Genomic DNA, 20,608 nt, shown 5'->3' with positions numbered 1-20,608 from the left:
ATTATACATGAGAGTAGACCATCAGATCAGGGCTTTTGAACAGATTTTAAACAGTTACGATGGAAGTTTGCCTTTACATCGGTTTCTGCCAGCTTATTTTAAGCAGAATAAGCAGATGGGTTCGTCTGACAGGAGATGGGCTACGCGGCATATCTATAGTTTTTTCCGTTTAGGAAAAGCCTTGCCTGCGCTCAATAACGAAGAACGTTTAAGTGTTGCCGATTTTTTGTGCCACGATACGCTGAGCCTGATTGTGGAGAAGAACCTGTCGGATTTTGCAGCTAGTATAACTTTGCCACTGAAAGAAAAACTTTCACTTGTTAAAGCCAAATACCCTGAGTTTGATTTAACACAAGTATATCCTTTTCATGCTGCACTTTCAGAAAGTGTAAGTAAAGAAGCGTTTTTTGCTTCCTTTTTTCAGCAGCCTGATTTATTTATCCGGGTTGCTGCGGCCGATTCGGTCAGTATTGTTGCTAAATTAACGGATGAAAGTATCCCGGTTAAAGCCATTACTGATACAGCCTTAGTCTTGCCTAACGGTACTAAACTCGAAACCATTTTAAAAGAGGGCAGTTATCAGGTACAGGATCTTTCTTCGCAACATACAGGCGAATATTTTAAACCCAATAAATGGGATAAGTGGTGGGATTGCTGTGCGGCATCAGGCGGGAAAACCTTGCTTTTGCATAGCTTTGAGCCTATAATTGAGCTTCTGGTAACCGATTTAAGAGAAAGTGTACTCCTGAACCTTGATGAACGTTTCAGGCAGGCAGGAATTAAAAAATACCATAAAAAGGAGCTTGATCTTTTACAAAATAACGATCAGGTTTTACACCACTACCAGTTTGACGGGATTATTTTAGATGCACCTTGCACGGGCTCGGGTACCTGGGGGCGTACACCCGAAATGCTTACCTTTTTCGATGAACGTAAAATCAATCAGTTTGCGACGATACAGAAGGGGATTGCCCAAAATGTAGTAAAATACCTTAAACCTGGTAAACCATTAATTTATATCACCTGCTCGGCTTTTGTAGCAGAAAATGAAGCTGTAGTTAAACACCTTACCGATACGTTACCGCTCGAGCTGGAAAAAATGGAAGTGATAAAAGGATATGAAAACCAGGCTGACACCATGTTTGTGGCGCGGCTAATCAAAGCCTAGCCATGTTCAAACCATGATCTGAAATTCTTTTTGAAGTACTTTACCGCTTCGATTAAAACGGCTATAGCTCCAATTATTAAGGTATATTCTTCAAAGCTGTTCATAATGTAATGAGCTTTCTGTTTAGATGAATATACGAATTTTATGTTACAATTTTTTTAGATTTTCGTCATTCCCAACTTGATTGGGAATCGTAATGCAATGTGTTTTAAGATTCCCGCCTAGGCGTGAATGACGACTTTGTTTAGATTTTCCTACAATCCCGTATTATTCCTGAAAAGCTTAATTGCAATTGCGAGTAAGATTACCCCGAACGCCTTTCTTAAGATATTTAAACCTGTTTTTCCGAAGAGTTTCTCTAAACGGTTGGTGTTTTTTAAGACGAAATACACGAAGAGCATATTCAATAAAATACCCACAAGAATGTTTTGTGTATGGTATTCGGTTTTTAACGAAAGCAGGGTCGTCATGGTTCCGGCACCGGCAATCAGCGGGAAGGCGAGGGGAACAATCGATACTGTTTCGGGGGCTTCTTCTTTGAAGATGGTAAGACCCAAAACCATTTCCATGGCGATAAAAAAGATTACAAAAGAGCCCGCAATGGCAAAAGACTCTACATCCAAGCCAATTACTTTTAACAGCGATTCGCCCAGGAAAAGAAAAAGGATCATTAAGCCTGCTGCCACCAGCGAAGCTTTTTCAGATTCGATATGACCAGCCTTTCTGCGCAATTCGATTACTACCGGGATGGCTCCCAAAATATCGATTATGGCAAACAGTACCATCGTAGTCGATAGTATCTGGCTTAAGTTGAACGTCATAAAATCAGATTTCATAGCAGAGCAATTTTAAGCAAAGGTAGCGGAATTTGCATCAATTCCGCCATTGAAGTATTATTTATTAGAAATAGAACTGTGTTCTCAGTGTTAGCACATTATCTTTTCTATCTGCCGTATAACCCTGAATCTGGGTTGCCTCATTTTTAATGATATCGTAATACAATACCGCTTTAAAATGCGGGTTAAAGTGATGTAAGAAGCCAAAGCCAAAGGTATCAAAGCGAACATCGGCAGGCGAAAGACCTCTATCGCCCGAAATATCAAGTCCTTTTACTTTAGCATTTGGATCGTACCAATCGTATTTCAAAATAAGCTGGTTATCGGTACTGTTTAATGTTTGTACGAAGGTAAAGTAAGCGCCGTTAAAAGTACGGGTGTAAAAGGGCAAAGCCAATGCCTTATTGTCAACCGGGTAGGAGCCTGGTGTGGTTGAGGTGGTTGATGTGCCGGTTTGTAAGCCCGATATTACTTCTGCCCTAAGCTCCGATTTCCAGCTTTTGGTTTTTGTGGCCAATTGTATATCTGCACCATAATATCTTCTCGGTGCTACCTTATTTACAGTAGAAGCCGACGAATCTTTTACCATTTTCCACGTATCATTTGTTTGCTCCATTTTGTAGCTTACCGGCAAGCGGTGATCTAAACCTCCCTGAAGCGTGCTTATTCCACCAGCAATGGTGAAGTTTTTAAAGGCATAGGTTTTATGGCTTAACCTAAGGATAAAATCTTTACTGTTATCGAACTCTCCGTTGCCGGCTAAACCCTGACCATTGTAGATACCAAAATCGAGTACAAAGTTTTTAAGTTTGGCATCTTTCCAGCGGGGATTTAAAGTAAAGGTTACGCCAAGATCGCGTTCGGTTCTCATTAAAATCTGTGACATTCTGCCCCGCTCAGGTGCTTCTCTAACTGATGATGACAATTGGAGCTCATTTCCGAATGGCCGGCCCGATAGACCAAGGGTTACCGCCAATATCTTCCATTTATTTTCGTAGTAACGCCCCCAGAAATCGCGGATGGCCACACCTTGCTCGGTACCATCAAATTGAAGCACAAAATAGGTAGAAGGTGCGCCATCGTCTGTTAGCATCATGTAATCGGCCCTTAAGCGGCCTCTTCGTAGCCTGAATCTGTTATTAGTGAAATCACCAAAATTACCACCCTGAAATTCGGCCTGTGCACCCTTTGATTGCGCCAGCTGGAACTGTGGCTGTAAATAACCACTGAAAGATAATGAACCGTATTTCTTCGAGATAATTAACAGGTGGTTAACCGTTGTCGAATCCATTACATCGTTAATTGTTCTTTGTGCGTAACCAGCTGAAGAAATAAAGAGCATTAATACAATTGCAGAAATAGAAACGTGCTTAATGGAAGCAAAATAACGGGTCATCTTTTTGTTTTTTTTGCAAAGGTAATTTATTAACAAATATTTAACACAAAAAAAGCCCCGACTTTTAAATCGGGGCTTTAAAAAATATCATTATTTGATTATAATTCTGGTTTTGGTGGGTCAATTGGTTGTACTACTTTACCCTTATTTCCAAGAACAGAGTTCTTTTTACCATAGAAGAAATATATAGCAACACCTAATGCCATCCAGATAGCTAGCCTGATCCAAGCCTCTAATGGAAGTGAAGACATTAAATAAACACAAACAATAATACCCATAATTGGCACAAAAGGAACCAAAGGTGTTTTGAATGGCCTAGGTCTGTCTGGATCAGTTTTGCGTAACAACATTACACCTATACAAACTAATGAGAAAGCAAATAATGTACCGATAGAAACCATGTGACCTAAATCAGTTACCGGAACAAATCCTGCGAATACACTTACAAAAAGCATAAAGAAGATATTGGTTTTGAAAGGTGTTCTAAATTTAGAATGGATACTACTGAAGAATTTTGGTAACAAGCCATCTTTTGACATTGTATAGAATACTCTTGATTGTCCCATTAGCATCACCAATATTACAGAGGTATAGCCAGCTAAAATTGCAATAATTAGACCCATTTGCAACCAACCGTAACCTGTAACTTTAAAAGCCGTAGCTGCAGGAGAAGCATCACCCTTAAAAATGGTGTAAGGTACTAAGCCTGTCATTACGTGAGCAAATAATACATATAATATGGTACAAACTACTAAAGAACCTAATATTCCGATTGGCATGCCTTTTTGCGGGTTTTTTGCTTCTTGTGCTGCAGTAGAAACAGCATCAAAACCGATAAACGCAAAGAATACTAGGGCTGCACCCGCTGCAATACCAGAAATACCAAATTCACCTTTAACACCTGTGTTTGCAGGGATATAAGGTGTATGGTTAGCAGGGTTTATAAATTTCCAACCTAATGCAATAAAAATAATTACCACAGCCACTTTTACAATAACTAAAATGTTATTGAGGCTTGCAGATTCTTTTGTACCGCGAATTAACATAAGAGAAAGTAGAGAAACAATAACTACAGCAGGAAGGTTAATCCCACCTCCATCTACTTCTGCAAATGATTTTGTTAAATAGAGCGGCATTTCAAGGCCAAACTCGTGTAATAGTTTATTAAAATATCCAGACCACGACACACCAACGGTGGCCGCTCCTAAAGCGTATTCTAATACTAAATCCCAGCCAATAACCCAAGCCATGAATTCGCCCATGGTAGCGTAAGAATAAGTATAAGCACTACCAGCTACCGGAATCATTGATGCAAATTCGGCATAACATAAGCCGGCAAAAGCGCAGCCAATTGCTGCTAACACAAATGATAATGTTACAGCTGGTCCTGCGTGGTCGGCTGCAGCGATACCTGTTAAGGAAAATAAGCCTGCACCAATAATAGCGCCTATACCTAGTGCAACCAGGCTGGTACTGCTCAATGTCCGTTTCAACGTGCCTTCACCGCTTTCAGCAGATTCTGCTATCAGCACATCAATAGGCTTTTTTAGATTCATAAGTTGTTTAGTCTTTAAGTTTGTTTATTTTATGATAATAAGCTCCAAACCTAAATAAAAATTACGGAAAAGTAAAAGGGATGATAGTTAAAAATCCCTTTTACACTTTTTCTATCTAGGTTTTTACAACTAACGCTGTAATGTGTCTGTGGTATTGGTTAAAGTATCGGTAATTGTATGACCTAAACTATCGGTTTTTTGCTCAATTCTGATTTCTTTGCGAACTTCTGTACGGTGTTCGCCAGCAATTGCCTTAACTGCGATATAAGGTGCAATAACAAGTGAAACGATAGACATTAATTTGATTAAAATGTTCATCGAAGGCCCCGATGTATCTTTAAAAGGATCGCCAACGGTATCTCCCGTAACCGAAGCCTTGTGTGGTTCCGATTTTTTGTAGTGCATTTCTCCGTTAATCATTACACCCTGCTCGAAAGATTTCTTGGCATTATCCCAGGCACCACCTGCATTACTTTGGAAAATTCCCATTAACACACCGGTAACCGTTACGCCGGCTAATAATCCGCCTAAAACTTCAGGGCCAAAGGTAAAGCCCACAATTACAGGCGTAATTAAAGCGATGGCTCCTGGCATCATCATCTCGCGGATAGAAGCTTTGGTAGAAATGGCCACACATTTTTCGTACTCTGGTTTCGCTTTGTATTCCATAATACCCGGAATTTCGCGGAACTGGCGGCGTACCTCCTGTACCATATCCATAGCAGCTTTACCCACAGCCTGTATACATAGGGCTGAGAAAATAAAGGGAATCATACCACCAACAAATAAACCGGCCAGTACGGGCGCCTTATAAATATCGATAGCCGAAATACCTGCAATACCAACAAAGGCCGCAAATAAGGCTAGAGAAGTAAGCGCCGCAGAAGCAATGGCAAAACCTTTTCCGGTAGCTGCAGTGGTATTTCCAACCGCATCTAAATTATCTGTACGTTCGCGTACTTCTGGTGGCAACTGGCTCATTTCTGCAATACCACCGGCATTATCGGCAATTGGTCCGAAAGCATCAATGGCTAATTGCATGGCTGTAGTAGCCATCATTCCGGCTGCTGCAATGGCCACACCATATAAACCTGCAAAATGATAAGAAGCCATAATACCACCGGCTAATACCAAAATCGGAATAACCGTAGATTTCATACCTACTGATAAGCCTGCAATAATATTGGTTGCATGACCTGTAGAAGACTGCTGAATAATAGAGTTAACCGGCTTTTTGCCCATAGCGGTAAAGTATTCGGTAACAATACTCATAATGGTACCCACTACCAAGCCCACAATAATGGCATAAAACACATTGATGCTAGAAAACTCGTAACCGCGAAGGCTCAGCGTTTCGGGCAGCATCCATTTAACAATAAAGAAAGAAGCTACTGCTGTGATGACTATTGATGACCAGTTGCCCAGATTCAGGGCGTTCTGTACGTTTGATTTTTCATCTTTAATGGTTACAAACCAGGTACCAATGATGGAGAATATAATGCCTAAACCGCAAATTACCATTGGTAAAAGAATTGGCGACATGCCGCCAAAGTTATCGGTTACTACAATTTCCTGTCCTAAAACCATGGTGGCTAAGATGGTGGCTACATACGAGCCGAATAAATCGGCACCCATTCCGGCAACATCACCTACGTTATCGCCTACGTTATCGGCAATGGTAGCAGGGTTACGTACATCATCCTCCGGAATACCCGCCTCAACCTTACCAACTAAATCGGCACCTACATCGGCGGCTTTAGTGTAGATACCTCCACCCACGCGGGCAAATAAGGCAATAGATTCGGCTCCCAATGAGAAACCTGTTAAAACCTCTATGGCTGTTTTCATTTCGGTACTGTTAACCGAAACTACGTTGAAATGCTTTAGAAATACAACAAATAAACCGCCCAAGCCTAAAACGGCTAAGCCGGCAACACCAAGCCCCATAACGGTTCCGCCGGTAAATGATACTTTTAAGGCTTGTTTTAAACTGGTTCTTGCAGCCTGTGTGGTGCGTACATTGGCTTTAGTTGCCGCTTTCATCCCAATATAACCTGCAGTTGCCGAAAATACCGCACCTATAATAAAGGAGATCGATATTATCCAGCTCGAATGCATCGGAATGCCATTAATTTCGGTAATGGTGCCCGAATAGGCTAGTAAAGCCGCTGTAAAAACCACAAAAATACTCAATACCCTCCATTCGGCTTTTAGAAAAGCCATTGCCCCATCGGCGATGTAACCGGCAAGCTCCTGCATGTTTTTGTCGCCCGCATCCTGCTTGCTTACCCAGGCACTTTTAATCATCATAACTATAATACCGACAAGGCCCAGGGCCGGAATACAGTAAAGTAAATTGTTTTGTAAAAAATCCATAGTAAATAATTGGTTTATATTTGGTTATTTGTTTTGCGGGTTTATAATAGGTTTAAACTGTTTTTTACGAAATAAGGTTTTAGCTTTTTAGCCTTACGCACCTGTCTCACCACATTTATATCTAGCAAGTTAATAAAATATTTATCATCCGTATATAAATGTACTGGCGAATAAAATATGTTCCGTTAAAATAATACATGGATTATCGTTTTTTTAAAATAAATTAGCCCCTAAACTAAATCAAACTGAACTGAACAATATGAAAATTCAAAACGAAGAAGGGACTTCCAAGAGAAAATTAACCCTTTTTGATGCGACGATGCTGGTAATGGGCTCGATGATTGGAAGTGGTATCTTCATTGTTAGCGCTGATATTATGCGCAATCTGGGCTCCGGATACTGGTTGATTGTTGTTTGGGTAATTACCGGAGTAATGACCGTTGCAGCAGCAATTTCTTACGGCGAACTTTCATCAATGTTTCCTAAGGCCGGAGGGCAATACACTTACCTGAAAGAGATTTTTGGTAAGATGATGGGCTTCCTTTACGGTTGGGGATTATTTACGGTTATTCAAACCGGTACTATTGCAGCTGTTGCCGTTGCTTTCGGTAAGTTTACAGCTTATTTAATACCTGCGCTTAACGATGCCGCGCCGCTTTTTCAAAGTGGCAGTTACAAAATTACCTGGATACAGATTTTGGCTATTGGTGTTATCCTGCTTTTAACTTATATCAATACAAAAGGTGTTGAAAGCGGTAAATTATTGCAGAACATTTTTACGGGATCTAAAATTATAGCTTTGATTGGTTTAATTATTTTAGGTTTCCTATTGGTTAAGAGCAATTTTTGGAGCGAAAATATGAGTTTTGGCACAAGCGCTTTCAATAACCTTAAAACAGATGCAAGTGGAAATTTCCTGAAATCAGGATGGGAGTCTATTTCTGGAATAACTATTATGGGTGGGATTGCAGCCGCAATGGTAGGTTCGGTATTTTCGAGCGTGGCCTGGGAAAACGTAACTTTTGTTTCGGGTGAAATCGAAAACCCCCGGAAAAATGTGGTGCGTTCGATGGTTTTAGGTACTACTGCAGTAATGATCCTTTATTTATTGGTGAATTTTGTATATCTCAACACGCTTAACAGAGATAGTATTGCTTTTGCATTAAACGATAGGGTAGCCGTTGTAGCTTCAGAACAGATTTTCGGTAGCGGAATAGGTACAATTGTAATTGCGGTGTTAGTAATGATTTCTACTTTTGGTTGCGTTAATGGAATCGTGCTGGCAGGAGCAAGGGTTTTTCAAAGCATGGCCGAAGATGGAATGTTTTTTAAAGCAGCACTTAAAAATAATAAAAACGGTGTTCCCGAAAAATCACTTTGGATGCAGGGTATTTGGGCATCTGTTTTATGTCTAAGCGGACAATACGGTAACCTTTTAGATATGATCTCTTTTGTTATTGTGCTCTTTTATATGATTACTGTTTTTGGTGTGATTTATTTAAGGTTTAAAAAACCTGCTTTAGAAAGACCTTATAAAACATGGTTATATCCGGTTACGCCAGTAATTTACTTAATAATAGGTGCAGCATTTTGTATCTTACTATTAATATATAAGCAGCAATATACCTGGCCGGGCTTACTAATAGTATTGTTGGGCGTTCCTGTTTATTTTTTCATTAATAAAAAAGAGCCACAAGGGTAAAATAATACATTACTCCATATCAAACCTCGCAGATTATAAAACTGCGAGGTTTTTTGTTTCTTGAGTTTCAGTTGCTAACCCAGGTATTGAAACCCGGCTATATTATTGGTCAACATTTAGTTGGTAAACCTTCTTTCCAGGTGTATTAAAAGTTTAAGGAAGTAGTTTTGTGGGCCGTTAGGTAATTTTTTGTGTTTGCTGTTCGTTTATTGTTTGGGTTTCATGTTATTAATAAAGTATAATAGTGTTCGTTTTGGCTTGATGTTTGGTCTGGTTATGTAGCTAAGCCACATTAAACCATATATCCTTTACCTTAATATATATGTATGCTACATTCAACAGTTAGCCTTAAAGTATTTTCAATAAGCCTGGGTATTTTTATGATTGCTACTTTCATGAGTTGTAATAATGCGAAGCAAGAGTACAAAGAAACAAATCAGACTAAGGCTTCAGAGAATCAGCAAGTCTCCAGGCTGCAAATGTTTATTAACTATATTGATGAAATAGCCAAATTGCCTTTAACAGATTTTGATCAAAGCCATATTGAAGCGTTAAACCAGGTAGCGCCGGCCTCTTTGCAGCTAGTTGTTTTTGCCGGTGAACAGGCTAACGAGGCCAGTATCATTATGCAGGCTTATCGTAATAACGATTCTGCGAATCCAGTTAAGGCAGGTGCCATTTTTCTTTTGCCCAAATCACTTTCCGATTCCTCCCGGGTGGCCGATTTTACCAGCCATTTTGGAGAACTTAAAAAAGAAGACGCTACTATTGCAGCAACCGGGCAGCCACTGCCGGTAAATTTAAAAGTTGATGATGCAACCGCATTAAAGCTAACAATTAACCATAATAAGCAGTTAAGCCAGGCAAATGTAATTACAGTAGAGGTTTTAAAGTATAAATAAAGGATGGATAGGCTGATAAAGATTAAAGAATTTGCAGTGTATAAATTAATGTAGCGGCACTTTGCCACTCAATTTTCATCCTTTTCACATCTTCCTGTAGTGAATTAGCATTGTAAAACTAATTGCGTATTTTTGCAGCAAATGGGAACACAGGTAGATTTAGGTATAAAAGGATATAAAAATTACGGTACGCACCTGCGTGAGAAGTATAAAGGGCAGCGCGTATTTAAAGTAATTGTTGATGGCGGTTTTACCTGCCCTAACCGAGATGGGAGCAAGGGCTACGGTGGCTGTACGTATTGTAACGTCGATTCGTTTACGCCTGAGCCATCCAGAAAAAACCCGAATATTAAAGATCAGCTTGCTGAAGGCATGTTGAGGGCGAAAAATTCTTACCGGGCAGATAAATACATTGTCTACTTTCAACCCAATACCAATACCTATGCACCGGTACATTATTTAAAGATGATGTACGATGAGGCTTTATCTGTCAATACCGAAGATATTGTAGGTTTTGCTGTGGGTACACGCCCGGATTGTATTGATGCAGAAAAAGTGGCTTTACTCGAAAGTTATACCGATCGTTTTGATGTAGATCTCGAAATGGGTATGGAATCTATTTACGATGAAACGCTCGATCAGATTAACCGGGGCTGTAGTCACGGCGAGTTTGTTGCGGCAGTCGAACTATTAAAAGATAGCAAGCTTGATTTGTGCGTGCACACCATTTTTGGCTTCCCCTGGGAAACAAGGGAGCAAATGCGCGGCTATATTCATGAGATTAACCGTTTTCCGCAGATTAAATTCGTAAAATTTCATCATTTACATGTGGTAGATGGTTCTATTATGGGTGCTAAGTACAAAAAAGAGTCTTTTAAATTGTTTACGCTCGAAGAATATACCGATTTGCTATGCGAACTCATTCCGCTACTACGCCCGGACATTGTAATTCAACGTCTTTTTGGTATTTCAGACTGGGATTTGCTAATTGCGCCGAATTGGGGGCTGAATAAATCGGCTATTCAAACCTATATGGATAAAGAAATCGAAAAACGTGGAGTTGTGCAGGGTTCTGAGTATTTTGGTTAAAAACTGATATTTTTTACTATTTTTTATAAAAACACATGAAATTTCATGTGTTTTTTTGTTTTTGTATGATTTTTATCGCCGTTTTTAGATGTATTTTGGTTAAAAACGGATAAAGTTCAGGTATTTTGTGTTTTTGTTTTTATTAAAAACTCATATCTAAAACACCTGATTTTTTTACTATTTTCATTTTTGAGCTATTTTTTTGTTGTGTTTTATAAAAATCACCAATTTTTATACGAAAAATTCAATTTTATGGTGTTAAAAATACAATATGTCGTATTTTTATAAAAATAAATGACAACATTTTCAAATATTTAAATAGTACAAACAAATTAAACTAAAAACTATGAGTAGATTCTCCTTTAAACAGTATGCGCCTTTCGCGATATTGATGATTGTCGCAATTTTAGCTCTATTTACTCCACTTCTACCTAATTTCGACGAAGGCAAGTACAGTGCGGCTGATATAGCTTTCATTTTAATCGCCGCTGCGCTTGTATTTTTAATGACACCAGGTCTGGCGTTTTTCTATGGCGGTATGGTTCATCGTAAAAACATACTTTCTACCATGATTAAAAGTGTGGTAGCTGCAGGTGTAATTACCGTTTTATGGACAGTAGTTGGTTTTAGTTTGGCTTTCGGCGATACTATTGGTGGTTTCATTGGTAACCCTTCAACTTTCCTGTTCTTTAAAGGGGTTAACTCTGGTGCTCCTCACCTTCAGGGTGGTGCCGATTTAACTATTCCGCTTTCTTTATTTGCGGTTTTCCAGTTAATGTTTGCCATCATTACCCCAGGTTTAGTAGTAGGTGCTGTTGCAGAACGTATCCGTTTTACTTCTTATATCCTGTTTATTGTATTGTTCGCCATATTCGTTTATTCTCCTTTGGCACACTGGACCTGGCACCCACAAGGTTTCCTATTTAAAATGGGTGTATTAGATTTTGCTGGTGGTACCGTAGTTCACATTTCTGCTGGTATGGCTGCTTTGGCTGGAGCATTGGTTTTAAAACGTAGAAAATCTCACTTAGAGCATAAAGAAGTGCCGCCTGCTAATATTCCTTATGTATTAATTGGTACTGGTTTATTATGGTTCGGTTGGTTTGGTTTTAACGCGGGTTCGGCTTTAAGTGCTGGTAGCTTAGCAGTTTCTGCATTCTTAACTACCAATACTGCTGCTGGTGCTGCCGGTTTAGCCTGGATGTTCTTCGATGTAGCGCGTGGTAAAAAACCTTCAGTATTGGGTTTTTGTATCGGTGCGGTTGTAGGTTTGGTAGCCATTACCCCAGGTGCTGGTTTCGTAAGCATTCCTTCAAGTATCTTTATTGGTGCAATTGCTGCTGTAATTTCTAACCTTGCTGTTTCATGGAAACAAAAAACCAGCTTAGACGATACTTTAGATGTTTTCCCTTGCCATGGTGTGGGTGGTATTGTTGGTATGTTGTTAACAGGTGTTTTTGCAACCAAAACAGTTAATGCTGCTGGTGCCGATGGTTTATTTTATGGTAACCCTGCTTTCTTTGTAACGCAGTTAAAAGGTGCTGTAATTGTAATCGCATTCAGTTTCATTGTATCTTTCGTGATTTTCAAATTAGTAAACTTGATTAATCCAATCAGGGTTTCTGATGAAGAAGAAGAAATCGGTCTTGATGCATCTCAACATGATGAAAAATACTCACAAGGTACTTTGTTGGTTGAAGAAAGAGCCATCTATATCGAAAAAAACAGTCCGATAACCGAAGCAATCTCTTAAGGATTTTTAATATCTAAACTCAAAAATAAGCTCAAACATGAAGAAAATCTTAACCGCTATTTTCGCGATGGCCAGCGCAAGCTGTGCCCTGGCTCAGGAAACAACTACATCACCACTTGAAATTTCAGGGTCGGTTGATACCTATTTTAAATACGATTTTGCCAAAAAACCAAACAACATTACCACATCTTTTGCTAGCGATCACAATTCGGTTTCATTAGGAATGATTGATATTGCATTGAAGAAGAAAACTGGTAAAGCATCGTTTGTTGGCGAACTTTCTTTCGGTCCGAGAGGTCAGTCGCAGTCAATTCCTGATGCAGCTGCCGGAGGTTCATCTTTCAACATTCAGAACCTATACGTAAACTACGATTTTACCGACAAGTTTTCAATGACAGCTGGTTACATGGGAACATTTATCGGTTACGAAGTGATTTCGCCGGTGGGTAACTTTAACTACTCTACTTCGTATTTATTTACCAATGGCCCATTCCAGAATGCAGGTATTAAAGCCACTTATAAATTCTCTGATAAAGTAAGTTTAATGGCTGGTGTATTTAACGACTGGAATCTTTACAGCGCAACCCGTGGTGTTTCTGCAGTTGGTGGCCAGTTAATGGTTGCCCCGGTTGAAGGCTGGACTGCTTACCTAAACGTATTATCGGGAGCTGGAGCAGGTGGTTATGGTACTATTGAAGATTTAACCACTTCTTACCAGATTACAGAGAAGTTTAAATTAGGCTTAAACGCTGCCAATTATGATATCGATAACGATGGTGGTGGTTATGCTGGTGCAGCCCTTTACCCTCAGTATGCAGTTGCCGATGGCGTAGTATTAGGTTTAAGAGGTGAGTACTTTAAGTATAAAAATGTTGGCCCTGTGCAAGGACTAAAATATACTGCTGTAACTTTTACCGCAAACATTAAATCAGGCGGTTTAACCTTCATCCCTGAGGTAAGATTAGACCACAGTGGCGATAAACCATTCTTTAAAGAAAGTGGCGCAGCAGCTCCAAACGCTGGTCAGTTTTCTTTAGCCGCAGTTTATGCATTCTAAGAAAGAAACAAATTAAATATTAAGCCGTCCCAATTAAATTCGGGGCGGCTTTTTAGTAACTTTACCTATTCAGATTAATTGTTTAACCCATTTGCATGAAATATATCCTTTTTATTGTACTCGCCACTTTTTCAATCAGGTTAGCTGCGCAGCAACAACAGTTTTCGAAAGATGATTCCGGAAAGTTTATTTATTACCAGGTTGTCGATTCTCAAACTGTAACTAAAGATACTTTGCTGCAAAGAGCTAAAGCTTTTGTAAATGTGCTGTACAAAAAAACAATGCACCAGGAAAGTGTTAGCGATTCTTCGGTTTCGGCCAAGGGCACCACGGTAATCGATAAAACCATATTGGTTGCCGGTCACCCGAGTGGCGAGGTAAGCTATCAGTTTATTTGCCAGCTAAGAAATGGAAAATACCGCTTTTGGTTAACCGATTTCACGTTTATTCCATATCAGAGAGACCGGTATGGAAATTTTGTAGCAACTACCCAAATAGGCACTCCTTTAGAGCGTACACCGGGCAAACTAAGCGCAGGCGCATGGAAAGATATTTTAAACAGCACTTATGTCAAAATAGAGAAATTGGGCACCGAATTTAAAAAGTTTATGGCTACCAGCAGGGTAGTGGTACCAGCAAAAAAGAAATCCGAAACCATTTCCACTAAACAGTGGTAACAGGGGGCATGCAGTTACAATGTGCCAAATAAATCAGCCACTTTCTGGTAGCGGAACTTAAAAATTTCATTTATTTTTTTGTTTACCATAATTGCATCCGCGATAGCACCAATTGGTCCCCAGCCAATGCCGTAGTGCAAAATATCGTGCATTAAAACCCCTCCTTCTATTTTTTCGAAATGGTGCTGGTGATGCCAGAATGCAAATGGACCAAAGCGTTGCTCATCTATAAAATAAGCCTGATCCTTTACATGTGTAATCTCGGTAACCCAGTTCAATTTAATGCCGGCTATCGGTGCAACCTTGTAGGTGATAATCAACCCGGGGTAAATTTTGGTGCCTTCCATATTTGGCGAGGTTACATCAAAGGTCATATCGGTTGGCGTAATCTCTGCCAGGTTCATTGGCGAAGAAAAAAAATCCCAGGCTGCAGCCAGATCAACAGGAAGTTTTTGTGTAAACTCTAATCTATAAGTCTTCAAAGCTTTTGTTTTAAAAAGACAACAGCAAAGATGCGGTTTTGTTGATTGTTAACCGCAATTACACAAAGAAAGATCGTCATCTCGACTGGAACGCAGTGGAACGGAGAGATCTACCATGGCAGATTTAGCTTCGCTGAGCTTCGTGATTCTTGAAGGCCTAACAGGTTTTAAAAACCTGTTAGGTCTGATATTTAGAAATTAATGCACCATTTTATCGGCACAGGTAGAGCTGGCAAATGCTTCTGGTTTGGCTTTAAAAATAAAGCCCATGCTTAAGATATAGCCCATAGCATCGTTAAGTGCTTTGTTCGATTTAAATGATGGGTTGGTGTTGATGTCGGCATGCACCTCTAAAGCCACGTCATAAATATCAAGTAAATCGCAAATAGAGTAAGCTGTTTCAATCGATTTTTGCACTTCCATTAACATCCTTTCCTTAATACTTACCTGAGCTGAGTTTTTTTCCTGATGGATGTACATAAAACCACCATGATGCTCTCTTAGCAGCACAATAACCGTTGCAAAATCGGTTACAGCCCCTTTAACCTGCGAGTCGGTACCGATGCAAACTTTTAGCTTAAAGCCATTTTCCGTTTCTCTGATAATTGCTTTTTCAATTTCTTCGAGGATCGAAGATTGGATCACTTCACCACTAAATTTTTTCCACGTCATACATTGTAGTTTTTGAGGTTAATAAATGGTAATCAGGTTTTTATTAAAAATAGGCGCTAAAAGTTAAATATGTGTTAAGGCTGGATTGTTTATTTGCTAACAAAAAGTTAGTTATCAACAAGTTAGTAAAAATAGTCCGTTTTATGGCGCTAATTTTTGAAACAAATGCATATAAGAGTCGTTATATTTACATTAATCAACAACAATTCTTATATTATGAAAGCAGAATTAATTCAGGAATTACAGTTATTACAGAACAGCAGGGCCAATAAATTCGCAGATGAATTGACCGACAGGATTTTATCATCAGTTGATGCTGTTAACGAGAAACTGGCTTCGTCGCTATCGCTGCGTGGGAGGATGCTGATGCTGTTAGATAAAAGATTAAATTTTGAGACCCTCCGTAAACTGCGGACCAGATTTTTTAAGCACTAAGCCTTAAGTTAGATTTAGCCATAAACAGAAATGCTTACCTTTATGGCCGAATGATAGCAAATGCCTTAAAAAAACTAAATATTACTGCACTGAATCAGATGCAGGAATCTGCCGTGCAGGCAGCCAAAACCGGTAAAGATGTGGTATTAATTGCGCCAACCGGTTCGGGGAAAACGCTGGCTTTTTTAGTGCCTGTACTGGCCAATTTAAAGCAAGGTGTTAAAGGTGTTCAGGCATTGGTTTTGGTGCCATCGCGCGAGCTGGCCTTGCAAATTGAACAGGTATTTAAGCAGATGGGCACCTCATTTAAGGTAAACTGCTGCTATGGCGGTCATGCAGTACGTGTAGAAAAAAACAATCTCGCACATCCGCCGGCGCTACTCATTGGCACCCCGGGCAGGATTGCTTATCACCTCGATAACCAGAATTTCGACGAATCATTTATCGAAACACTTGTTTTAGATGAATTTGATAAATCGCTGGAATTTGGCTTCGAAAACGATATGTCGTACATCATCGGCTCATTACTTTCATTGAAGCAGCGCATCCTTACTTCGGCTACCAAAATGGAAGAAATTCCGGCCTTCGTTAAAATTAATGCGCCTGCTGAAGTTGATTTTTCTAAAAACGTAGCCGTTAAACCAGCTTTAAAGCTGAAGAAAATAACTGCAACAGCTGCCGATAAACTCGATTACCTGTTCAGGCTGCTGAGTAAAATAGGGAATAAGAACACACTCGTTTTTTGTAATCACCGCGAAACTGTAGACCGTATTAGCGATTTGTTGTTTGAGCATGGCCTTGGCCACGATGTTTTTCATGGTGGTATGGAACAATTCGACCGCGAAAAAGCACTGCTGAAATTCAGGAACGGGAGTCATAAAATTTTAATTACTACCGATCTGGCTGCCCGTGGCTTAGATATCCCGGAGGTTGAACATATTGTGCATTACCAGTTGCCTTACACCGAAGATGCTTATATTCATCGCAACGGTCGTACGGCGCGTATGCATGCAAAAGGAACAGCCTATGCCATTTTAACGAGCGAAGAAAACTACAAATACCTGCCCGAAGATATAGAAGAGGAAATCTTATCAGATCGTTACGACTTGCCTGAGGCGAGCGATTGGGTAACTTTATATCTTGCCCATGGTAAGAAAGATAAAATTAACAAGATTGATATTGTTGGACTGTTTTTACAAAAGGGAGGTTTAACCAAAGACGATTTAGGTTTAATTGAGGTTAAAGATACTACCAGTTATATAGCAGTAAAACGAAGCAAGGTAACCCAATTGTTAAAAAAGCTAAACGGCGAAAAAATTAAAGGAAAGAAACTTAAATTAGATATAGCGAGTTGAGGTTTATACGTTCATTGGTTCAATAGTCATTAGTTTATTTGTCATTAGTTTATTGGGTGAGGGTAACATTCCAACATTCGAGAATTAAAACTTTCAAACTTTGCAACATTTCAACTTTAAAACGTTCTAACATTAAAACACTCATTCAATAACTCACCCAATAAACCATTCATTTTACAATCCAAACCGCATGAGCAACAACGATATATTAAAAAAACTTAGAGTAGCCTTATCACTTAAAACAGAAGATATTATAACCATTTGCGATTTAGTGGGTTTTAAGGTAACCAAAGCGGAGTTGGGCGATATTTTCAGAAATGAAGACCACGAAAATTTTAAGCCCTGCGGCGATCAGATCCTGCGTAATTTTTTAAATGGTCTTGTAATTTATAAAAGGGGCCCAAGGGATGAAAAAAAGCAATAATTTCTGCTTTTTATTATTTTTTGTACTGCTTATTCTCTCTTTTAACGCGCGCGCTCAATCTAAAGTAAATGGTACTGTAACCGATTCCCTGAAAAAGCCTGTCGAAGGGGTGAGTATTCAGGTAACGACGGATAAAGATACCCTGCGTACTACTTCGGATAGCAAGGGAGGGTTTTCCTTTCCGAAAGTAAAAAGCAATAAGTTTTATCTTGTGGTAAAAGCTTTGGGCTACAAACCTTATGCTTCTGTTTACGAAATCGAGCCTTCAAAAAAAGGAACGGTTTTGGAAGCCATTGTGCTTAAAACAGAACCCATACATTTAGAAGATGTAGAGGTTAAAGTAAAAGTCGATCCGATAAAAATTAAAAAGGATACCATCGAGTACAATGCAGGTGCCTATACTGTAAGGGAAAACGACAAGGTAGAAGACCTGCTGAAACAACTGCAAGGCATTGAGGTTGATGAAAAAGGTGCCGTTACCGCCATGGGTAAAAAAATGACCAAGCTGCGGGTAAATGGCGAAGATTTTTTTACCAGCAATGTAGAAGATTACATCAGGCAGTTACCAGCTGATATTATTGCCAAGCTGCAGGTAATAGACGATTATGGTGATGAAGCCAATTTTACAGGCATAAAAGTGGGTACGCCTCAAAAAATGCTGAATCTGGTTACCAAGCCAGGGATGGATAAAGGTGTATTTGGTGGCGTAAATGTATCATCGGCTACAAATAATGCACATAACCTTGGAACCAACGGGAGTATCTGGAAAAAAACAAAGCAAATCGGTTTTGGTGGCCGCTACGGATTAACCGATAACGAGTTTAGTAAACTGCATAATGCCAGCTTAAACGGAAATATCAGGGATAAAATTTCTAAGGAGTTTAGTGTTAACGCCAATTACAACTTTAACAATAACCGCAACAATTCTATTCAAAGCACCTATCTCGAAACATTTAATCCGCAAGGAACCATTTACGATTTAAGAGAGAGTGCCAACAATAGCAGCTCACTTAATAACAACATAAACCTTGGGCTAAACGGGGCTACAAAAAAGAATTATTTTAATGCGGCGCTTTCTGGCTCGCTGGGCAGCAGCAAAAACAATGCTTTTTCAACTTCCGATAAAACAGGGATTATTAAGCAAGATCTTATTTCTAACTCCGGTTCTAGAAGCAATAGCCCCAATATCGGTGGAAATATTAACTGGTCGCGACGCTTGTCAAACAACAGGCGGTCGCTGTCAATGGGCTTTAATTTTAATACCAACGAGGGCAAATCAAGCAGCAGCATTAATGATATTATCCGTTATTACAACGAAACAACCAATGTACTGGTTAAAGATTCGCTGTTAAACCGCCTGGTTGAAAATGATACCCGCAGTTCGAACATAGGAGGGAACATTCAGTTTTCCAATTCTTTAAAGCGGGCTAACGATAGCACAGGGTATAGCTTTATCAATTTATCGTACCGCTTTTCGGTAAGCAGGAGCCAGAATACCCAAAATACTACCGTCACCGATAAATTTGGTGCCAGCTTTCTGGTCGATTCGCTGGGACAGGATTACGTTTCGAATTTTATTAACCAGAACATTAGCATTGGTTTTAATACAAATGCGAAAAAGATCAGTTATAATTTCGGGTTAAATTTTTCGCCCAGCATTATTATAGGTAAATACCAGAATACCGGGCAGCAACTGCGCAATTATCAGTTAAATTTTTCGCCTTCAGGTAATCTCAGCTACCAGATTAAAGAAAACCGGAGTTTTAGTTTTGGTTATAATGGCTATACCAGTTCGCCCGATTTTAACAAGCTTCAGCCTATCCGCAACAATAACGATGTGCAAAACCTCATTATTGGAAATCCTGATCTGAAGGCCACTACAAGCCACTCGGCCGATCTCAGTTATAACCAGTTTGGAGCCAAATCGGGTTGGAGCATTATGGCAGGCTTATCGGGTTCTTTTGCATTTAACAGCGTAGTGAGCAATACCATTTTTTTAAGAGATACACTAAACAGTTTAAAACAGCAAACTACCTACGAAAATGTAAATGGCATTTATAATGTTGGCGGCAACTACTCGTTAAACAAGCGCCTAATGACCAATAAACTTTCCCTGTCGTTAAATGGGAATGTAGCTTACAGTCACAATGTTTTTTATACCGATAATGTATTAAACAGGAGCAGCGGAATAAACCTCTCGAACGCATTCAGGTTTAGCCTTAACGAGAAGAAATTTTCGGTAAACAGCAGTATATCGTACAGTTTTAGTTCGAACACTTATTCTATTTTGAACCAGAACATTAAAAACGTACAGGTTTTGGCTTTAAATGGTGGTGCAAGCTGGATTCCGAACAAGCGTTTCAGGTTGAACGCCTCAGCCTCCAAAAGTCTTAATTTTGGCTATAATTTAAATGCCGGCAATCCGCTATTGGTAAATATGGGCATGAATGCCAATTTCCTAAAAGATAACAGGCTTGGTTTTGCGGTTCAGGCAAACGACCTGTTTAACCAAGGGGCACTTTTTCAAACCAGTATTACGAACAATTCCATCTCCGAGAACAGAACGCGGTTCATTAGCCGATTTGTACAAGCCACACTTACCTATAATATCAGCAAATTTGGCGATAAAAGAATCAAGAGCAGGCTTAACAACTTTAATACAGGCGAAATGAATTAAACCTGAAATTAAATTTTAGTTTAGCGGTTCTTTTAAACCGTTTAAAGCCTT

Annotated in this window: 17 protein-coding genes; 11 read left to right on the top strand and 6 right to left on the bottom strand. The window is 39.5% G+C overall.

Annotated elements, in window-relative coordinates:
• Positions 1 to 7: 7 nt before the first annotated feature.
• A complete protein-coding gene (locus HWV58_RS17170; protein ID WP_175635268.1) occupies positions 8 to 1,168 on the top strand; it encodes an RsmB/NOP family class I SAM-dependent RNA methyltransferase in 1,161 nt (386 codons plus the stop codon).
• 254 nt (positions 1,169 to 1,422) lie between these two features.
• Here the strand turns inward: HWV58_RS17170 and HWV58_RS17165 are convergent, their stop codons facing one another.
• The 4 genes from HWV58_RS17165 to HWV58_RS17150 all read right to left on the bottom strand — a co-directional run bounded on the left by HWV58_RS17165 (position 1,423) and on the right by HWV58_RS17150 (position 7,332).
• Positions 1,423 to 1,989, bottom strand: coding sequence for a MarC family protein (locus HWV58_RS17165; protein ID WP_039477650.1), 567 nt, complete (start codon positions 1,987 to 1,989; stop codon positions 1,423 to 1,425).
• A gap of 79 nt (positions 1,990 to 2,068) precedes the next feature.
• A complete protein-coding gene (locus HWV58_RS17160; protein ID WP_175635267.1) occupies positions 2,069 to 3,400 on the bottom strand; it encodes a porin in 1,332 nt (443 codons plus the stop codon).
• A 98-nt stretch (positions 3,401 to 3,498) separates the two neighbouring features.
• Positions 3,499 to 4,956 (bottom strand): amino acid permease, encoded by a 1,458-nt coding sequence (locus HWV58_RS17155; RefSeq protein ID WP_175635266.1) that lies wholly within the window; start codon positions 4,954 to 4,956, stop codon positions 3,499 to 3,501.
• Between the two features lie 129 nt (positions 4,957 to 5,085).
• On the bottom strand, positions 5,086 to 7,332 hold the full coding sequence (locus tag HWV58_RS17150; protein ID WP_175635265.1) for a sodium-translocating pyrophosphatase: 2,247 nt from the start codon (positions 7,330 to 7,332) through the stop codon (positions 5,086 to 5,088).
• A 259-nt stretch (positions 7,333 to 7,591) separates the two neighbouring features.
• Here HWV58_RS17150 and HWV58_RS17145 point away from each other — a divergent pair, with 259 nt between their 5' ends.
• The 6 genes from HWV58_RS17145 to HWV58_RS17120 all read left to right on the top strand — a co-directional run bounded on the left by HWV58_RS17145 (position 7,592) and on the right by HWV58_RS17120 (position 14,512).
• Entirely contained in the window at positions 7,592 to 9,034 is a 1,443-nt protein-coding gene (locus HWV58_RS17145) for an APC family permease (protein ID WP_175635264.1), read from the top strand.
• Between the two features lie 326 nt (positions 9,035 to 9,360).
• Complete coding sequence (locus HWV58_RS17140) at positions 9,361 to 9,936, top strand: hypothetical protein (RefSeq protein ID WP_175635263.1); 576 nt, start codon at positions 9,361 to 9,363, stop codon at positions 9,934 to 9,936.
• Positions 9,937 to 10,077: 141 nt separating this feature from the next.
• Entirely contained in the window at positions 10,078 to 11,025 is a 948-nt protein-coding gene (locus HWV58_RS17135; protein WP_175635262.1) for a TIGR01212 family radical SAM protein, read from the top strand.
• A gap of 346 nt (positions 11,026 to 11,371) precedes the next feature.
• Positions 11,372 to 12,778, top strand: coding sequence for an ammonium transporter (locus HWV58_RS17130; protein ID WP_175635261.1), 1,407 nt, complete (start codon positions 11,372 to 11,374; stop codon positions 12,776 to 12,778).
• A 37-nt stretch (positions 12,779 to 12,815) separates the two neighbouring features.
• On the top strand, positions 12,816 to 13,835 hold the full coding sequence (locus HWV58_RS17125; protein WP_175635260.1) for a porin: 1,020 nt from the start codon (positions 12,816 to 12,818) through the stop codon (positions 13,833 to 13,835).
• Positions 13,836 to 13,930: 95 nt separating this feature from the next.
• Complete coding sequence (locus HWV58_RS17120) at positions 13,931 to 14,512, top strand: DUF4468 domain-containing protein (protein WP_175635259.1); 582 nt, start codon at positions 13,931 to 13,933, stop codon at positions 14,510 to 14,512.
• A gap of 14 nt (positions 14,513 to 14,526) precedes the next feature.
• Here the strand turns inward: HWV58_RS17120 and HWV58_RS17115 are convergent, their stop codons facing one another.
• Positions 14,527 to 14,994 (bottom strand): SRPBCC family protein, encoded by a 468-nt coding sequence (locus HWV58_RS17115; protein WP_235972754.1) that lies wholly within the window; start codon positions 14,992 to 14,994, stop codon positions 14,527 to 14,529.
• 198 nt (positions 14,995 to 15,192) lie between these two features.
• A complete protein-coding gene (locus HWV58_RS17110) occupies positions 15,193 to 15,666 on the bottom strand; it encodes a ribonuclease H-like YkuK family protein (RefSeq protein WP_175635258.1) in 474 nt (157 codons plus the stop codon).
• Positions 15,667 to 15,882: 216 nt separating this feature from the next.
• On the opposite strand from HWV58_RS17110, the gene HWV58_RS17105 reads away from it, so the two are divergent.
• The 4 genes from HWV58_RS17105 to HWV58_RS17090 all read left to right on the top strand — a co-directional run bounded on the left by HWV58_RS17105 (position 15,883) and on the right by HWV58_RS17090 (position 20,557).
• Complete coding sequence (locus tag HWV58_RS17105) at positions 15,883 to 16,101, top strand: hypothetical protein (RefSeq protein WP_175635257.1); 219 nt, start codon at positions 15,883 to 15,885, stop codon at positions 16,099 to 16,101.
• 50 nt (positions 16,102 to 16,151) lie between these two features.
• Entirely contained in the window at positions 16,152 to 17,456 is a 1,305-nt protein-coding gene (locus HWV58_RS17100) for a DEAD/DEAH box helicase (RefSeq protein WP_175635256.1), read from the top strand.
• A gap of 190 nt (positions 17,457 to 17,646) precedes the next feature.
• A complete protein-coding gene (locus tag HWV58_RS17095; RefSeq protein WP_029274124.1) occupies positions 17,647 to 17,880 on the top strand; it encodes a DUF1456 family protein in 234 nt (77 codons plus the stop codon).
• Complete coding sequence (locus tag HWV58_RS17090) at positions 17,864 to 20,557, top strand: TonB-dependent receptor (RefSeq protein WP_175635255.1); 2,694 nt, start codon at positions 17,864 to 17,866, stop codon at positions 20,555 to 20,557. Before HWV58_RS17095 ends, HWV58_RS17090 begins: the two co-directional genes overlap by 17 nt.
• Positions 20,558 to 20,608: the final 51 nt, after the last annotated feature.

Origin of the sequence: Pedobacter ghigonis (genome assembly GCF_903166585.1) — a bacterium.
In the GTDB taxonomy this organism is placed as follows: domain Bacteria; phylum Bacteroidota; class Bacteroidia; order Sphingobacteriales; family Sphingobacteriaceae; genus Pedobacter; species Pedobacter ghigonis.
Note: the sequence above shows the minus strand (reverse complement) of the source record. Positions and strands in the feature narration are given on the sequence as shown.